Raw genomic sequence first — 819 nt, 5'->3', positions numbered from 1 at the left:
GGATCGGCTCGGGCTCGCCGTCGATGCGAACCCAGCAACTGCCTTTGACGATCGCGAAGAACTTGATCTTCTCCGGCGCCGGAAACCGGATCGCCCAGGCGCCGCCGGCGGTGAATCCCCCGGTGACGAGCGATTCCGCGCGCGTGTACTTGAGGATGTCGGAGAACGGATCGGTCTGCATTTGCGTACTGTCGCGCAAGTATTGCGAACGTTCAAGCATTCACAGTCCGGCTGCGGCGTCCTATCGTCTCGGCATGAATCAATTCAACGAAGAACTTGTCCTCGTGACCGGTGGCACCGGCTTCATCGCGCAGCACTGCATCCTCGCGCTGCTGGCGCGCGGCCACCGCGTGCGCACCACCGTGCGCTCGCGGGAACGCGAGGCGGAGGTGCGTGCCAACCTGCGCGCCGGTGGCGCTGAGCCGGGGGATCGCCTCGTGTTCGTCGAGGCCGACCTGACGGCTGACGCGGGGTGGGCACAGGCCGCCGCCGGATGCCGCTACGTGCTGCACGGTGCGTCACCCACGCCGTCGGGCGATCAGGTCCGCGAAGAGGACTGGATCGTGCCCGCGGTCGACGGCAACCTGCGCGTGCTGCGGGCTGCGCGCGATGCCGGCGTGCGGCGCGTGGTGCTGACCTCGGCCTTCGGTGCGGTGGGCATCGGCCACGGGCCGATGACGCGGCCGTTCGACGAGACCGACTGGACCGACCTGTCGGGCCATGTGTGGCCGTACCAGAAGTCGAAGACGCTCGCGGAGCGCGCGGCGTGGGATTTCGTCGCGAGGGAAGGGCGCGGGCTGGAACTGTCCGCCGTCAATC

2 protein-coding genes are annotated in these 819 nt (G+C 68.5%); one reads left to right on the top strand and one right to left on the bottom strand.

The annotated features are described in order from the left end of the window. Window positions 1-220 (bottom strand): cupin domain-containing protein (locus tag AC1D15_RS35160; protein WP_477829725.1); only part of this gene is annotated, 220 nt, incomplete at its 3' end. A gap of 34 nt (window positions 221-254) precedes the next feature. Between AC1D15_RS35160 and AC1D15_RS35155 the strand changes: the two genes are divergently transcribed. After that, the coding region (locus AC1D15_RS35155) for an NAD-dependent epimerase/dehydratase family protein (RefSeq protein WP_477829724.1) at window positions 255-819 on the top strand (565 nt) is incomplete at its 3' end.

Source organism: Rhizobacter sp. P2_H2, assembly GCF_056403375.1.
This window is presented reverse-complemented; position numbering and strand designations above follow the sequence as displayed.